General features: G+C 39.5%; 1 protein-coding gene and 1 pseudogene. One reads left to right on the forward strand and one right to left on the reverse strand.

Annotated elements, in window-relative coordinates; all coding sequences use genetic code 11:
- Window positions 1-208 precede the first annotated feature (208 nt).
- Window positions 209-1678, reverse strand: coding sequence for an AcpB/EbpR/MafR family transcriptional regulator (locus tag HMPREF2837_RS07060; protein ID WP_075230764.1), 1470 nt, complete (start codon window positions 1676-1678; stop codon window positions 209-211).
- Between the two features lie 293 nt (window positions 1679-1971).
- On the opposite strand from HMPREF2837_RS07060, the pseudogene HMPREF2837_RS07065 reads away from it, so the two are divergent.
- Window positions 1972-4762 (forward strand): annotated as a pseudogene (locus tag HMPREF2837_RS07065) (hypothetical protein); the annotation flags it as partial.

Consider the following 4762-nt stretch of genomic DNA (forward strand, 5'->3'; position numbering starts at 1 on the left):
GGTTGCTCAAAACACTGTTTTGAGGTTGTGGATAAAACTGATAAAGTCAGCTCAAAGCACTGCTTTGAGGTTGCAGATGGACGTTGACGCGGTTTGAAGAGATTTTCGAAGAGTATAAAAACGCATAATATCAAGTTTTTAAGATAACTGACATTATGCGTTTGTATATGTTTTAGTCTGCTTACTTGGTTATAAAACAGAGGCTTTTTTAAAGTTTACTAATGGAAAGAGTATTGAGTTCATTGACGACTTGTAGATTAGCCATGCGACCGACGTTCATAAGTTTCGGATGAACTAATCCTTCAATATCAAAGTTGGTAATGATGGCATCGTAACCCGCTTCCATGATTTCATTGACATTTAGTGTCGCTTTATCCCATGTTTCAAAGTGGATGTTTCTAGAGGTGTAAAATTGATAGAGTGAAATCAAAGCCTGAGGATGGGCAAAGTCAAACTCACTCAAAACAAGAACACGAACCTTGGTTTGGTGCTTTAGGAGTTGTTCCATTAGATCAGTTGCGTGGGTTAAAAGAGTATAGACTAGATGGATTACAGCGTGAAGCTGCTCCTTTTGTCCCAAGCTAGACTTATAGCGCATCATTTCAAAACTAGCTGCTTCGTAAAAATCTGGGAAGAACTTTTTAATCTTATTCAGTGCATAAGATTTGTTATGAGAAATGATAGATTCTGAGTTGATTTCTTGACGTTCTAGAAATGCAGTGTTATGCAAGTGCCAAATCAATTGATCGGTATTTGAAAAGTGGACATCAAACTGTCGGGTAAGATTGTCTAGGACATCTCGAGCTGAGTGATAGGAGTGATCGACTTTCTCATTGTCTTTCCGCGCCTCTAGGAAATCCTCGACCGTGAAGAAAATCCCCTCTTGAGTATAGGAGCTGAAAATTTGGTCAATAGTTGTAAAATCGAGTGTGATTCCAAGACGATCACCAAGAGATTGCAATTCCTGCTGGAAGTTTGAAAGTTGACTAAAAATAGGGCGAAGAGGGTCAAACTCGATTTCCTCTTTAGGTCTCGGTAAAATCTTTACTCGATGGAGATTGACTGCAATTTGTGTCTTCAGCTGAAACATATTTTGGTAGGTGATGGGATAGCCTGTTACCTTGACAAGAAAAGTCACAAGTTCCTCTACATCTTCAGAAGACAGATGAAATGGCCATTTGAAGAAACCATAGGCTTCATGGAAATACTGGGCAAAAAAGAAGCGAATGTCTCTTTCGTCTCCAATAATTGAAATAGGCGTCACCTTGAGCTTGAATTTATATTTTGACTGCAGAATATTATTGATTTCAGCAACCTTCTTACGAAGTGAGGGAAGAGAAATGTTAAGCGTTTGAACTAGGTGCTCGAAAGTAAATGGTTCTTCTAATAGGAAGAAAGCTCTGAGTACCTGAAAATTAACAGACTCTTGCAAAACGTGTCTATAAATTCGCTCAATACCAAAATTATGTTCGTTCGTCAGTATGATACCAGCGGTTGATGATAGAATATCAAAACAAGAAAGTTGCTCGCGCATTTCTTTGATATCGCTTTTGATGATGCGTCCATTCAAATCTAGAATATCAGCCAAGGTGTCAATATGAATCCATTCTTGGTTCTCAAATAAGTATTCTAGAATTTTTAATTGTCTCTGTTCTTTGTGAGATAATAGTTCTCTCATAGAAAATACTCCTTGAAAATATAATGTATTATAAACAAAAAAAGATAAAAAAATTATCAGGGCTTTTTTCTATTATAGCATGTTTTCGGAAAAAATTTTTAAAATTCGTTTATAAATTATCAATTTTTATAATAATTTTACTAAAAAAATCGAAAATTTGGAAATGATTTGTATCGAATGTTTTTTTTTTTTCTAAAACGAACAAAAGACTTGACTATGTTGATACCATATTTTATAATAGTAACGTATGTAAAACACATGCGACTCTAATAAAAAATAAATAGGAGATAAGAATGTATTTTAATCGTAAAAATGCAGAGCAGAAGAACTGGCGTATGATTAAAAAAGGAAAACATTTCCTTTTTGGTTGTTCGCTTGTTTTTGCGGTCGGAGCTAGCTTAGCTACTCAAACGGTCCATGCAGAAACAGCATCGGAATCTACAGTTGAGAGTGGCTCAAAAGCTAAAGAGGCTAAGCCTGGATATGGTGGAGAAACGGGGACTTATGAAGCTCCTGCTGCTGTAGCAGAGACTCAGCCAGCAACAGTTGAAAAAGCAGTGGTAGCGGAAAACACTACTGCTAAAACAGCTAACAAAGAAGCTTTGACCCAGTTGGTCGAAGAAGTAAAAGGCTTGGACAAAGCAGGAAAGACAGAAGACTCTCTTTCTCGCTTGAACACAGCACTTGAACAAGCACAAAATGTTTTGGCAAATGCAGAAGCTAGCCAAGACCAAGTGGATACAGCAGTCGCTAGTCTCAAAGAGGCAGTAGCTCAACTTGCTATCAAAGAAGAAAAAGCAACAGCAGTAGCCACTGAAGCTAAAGCTGAAGAAGCAACCGAAGTGGCAACTGAAACAGTCGCACCAGCTGAACCAGTCCGTTCAAGAGGGAAACGTGATCTAAGTTCACGTGCAGCATACCGTTCAGTTGACGGCTCACTCGCTGAAGGTGAATTTTCTGGTGCGGGTGTCAAGCAGTTTCAATCAGTTCACTACAGTGTTGATGGAGACAAAACAACTTGGACAATCGGTGTTATACCGAATAAGAAGACTAACCAATCTGCTGGATTGTTGGTCGCATCAGATGATACCATCGAAAGTATTACTGTCATAGATCGTGGTCCGAAGGCTGGAAGACTGGATGGAGAGGATTACATCAATAAATCTTTCAAAAACCTCCCTGCTATGAGCAATAATAAAGCATTGGGATCTCATTATAAATTAATTGGTGGAGGAGTTCCTGATTCGCTTACTTATAGAGTAGTGACTAAAGGGACCAAACACAATCTGTTTGCTCGTTTTGCAACAGCTCCTGCGAGAGTAACGCTTGAAAACCGCGGGTTAAATGGTCCAGATGCAACGATTGTTGATGCTCGTACTTCGGATTTCCCAGCAGTCGGTATCAATCTTTCATCAAGACTTGCCCCAAAACCAGGAGTCAACAACACTTACACCCAAACAAATGACACGATTACAGTGCCTACTATAGCTTCTACCGATACAGTCTTGACAGGTACAGGAAAACCAGGTGCTATCATCAATATCAAGGTAAATGGTAAAATTTCTAGACGAGTCCAAGTTGCAGGAAACGGACAGTGGTCATTCCCACTTGATCTTGGTTTGAATAGCAATGTTACTGGTGGTGCACAGTTAGTTTCTGCAGATAAAATTAGCGTAAGCCAAACCGTTAATGGTGTAGAAAGTGCTGATACAGATGTAAATGTATCTCTAGGTCACTCAGAAATTGTCCCATCAGACAAGTCTCAGCAAAAAAATAATCTTGTTCAAGGTGAAAAAAATGTTACCTTGAAAGTACCACACGATGCAGGAGCAGCTTACTTCCAATTCACGGACGCTGATGGCAAGGCGCAAGAAGTTGGACTCAAACGTGATGCTGTTCCAGGTAAATGGCAAGTAAACTCTTCAAGCAGTGCTATTGCAAGCGTTGCTTTAAGTGAAGATGGTAAGTTCTACTCAACAATCAACTTGACCTTGAACAAAGATATGAAAGCTGGAACAACAGCTCAAGTTATCTCTAACATGCAAGAAGGTAGCTACTCAAGTCTTCAAGGATGGCAAAAACGTAACGTTGAAGCAGCTCCACAAGAAGAGACTCCAGCGCCACAACCACAACCACAACCAGAACCATCAAAACCAAACACTCCAGCAGTAGATAGCGCAACTACAGCCCCAGAAATTGTCAATGACTTGGCAGGTAAAGCAAGTACGCCAGCTGATGTAACAGTTAAAGCACCAGCAGGTTCAACTGTTAAACTTTACAACAAAGATGGCGTTGTGATTGGTGAAGCTGTAGCTAACGACAAAGGTGTAGCAACTGTTCACCCTACAAACAGCCTTCCTGAAGGAGAAATTACAGCTACTTCAACACCAGCAGGTGGAACAGAGTCAGCTAAGAGTACACCGATTACGGTTACAAAAACACCATTGACTGAAAACGGGGTTGTTAGGACTGGGACTAATTCTTTACAGCTTTTAGTTTCTAAGTCTCATGTTACAGTTTACCCTGGAGATTCAGTTAATATTGATGTTATCGGAGCATCGTCGTCTGAGATACAAACGTTTTTTGCAAGTGACTTCCCTAAGAACCTATATGGAGTATACCCAGAAGGAAATTATTTCAAAAGTGCTGGAACAGTAATACATACTAAGGATGTTAAGAATAAATTTGCTGGTACAGTTGCCTCAAACCACCCAGCAGGTGATTATGTTACCACTTTCCTTCTTAAAAATAAAAAAGGACAATCTACGACGAATAGAATTAAAATCACGGTCCTTGAGTCATCTAAGAAGTATGAACCAGCAGTTGCAGATACAAAAGTAGATGTTGCAGATCCTAACAAGGTTAGTGAAGATGAAAAGAACAAGATCATCGACTCAGTTAAAACTGCTAACCCAAGTCTTCCAGCAAATGCGACATACAGTGTGGATGAAAAAGGGAACCTTACCATCACTTATCCTGATAAGTCAACAGATAAGGTTGCAGCAGCATATCTTGTTACTCCAACAGCTAAGGACGCTGATAAATACACTCCAACAGCTAAGGCTCAAACAGTAACACCAGGTT

The organism is Streptococcus sp. HMSC071D03 (assembly GCF_001812125.1).
Lineage (GTDB): Bacteria > Bacillota > Bacilli > Lactobacillales > Streptococcaceae > Streptococcus > Streptococcus pseudopneumoniae_N.

Excerpts from the sequence above, each read along its gene's own strand:
- HMPREF2837_RS07060 (WP_075230764.1), bottom strand. The coding sequence starts at position 1,678 with ATGAGAGAACTATTATCTCACAAAGAACAGAGACAATTAAAAATTCTA.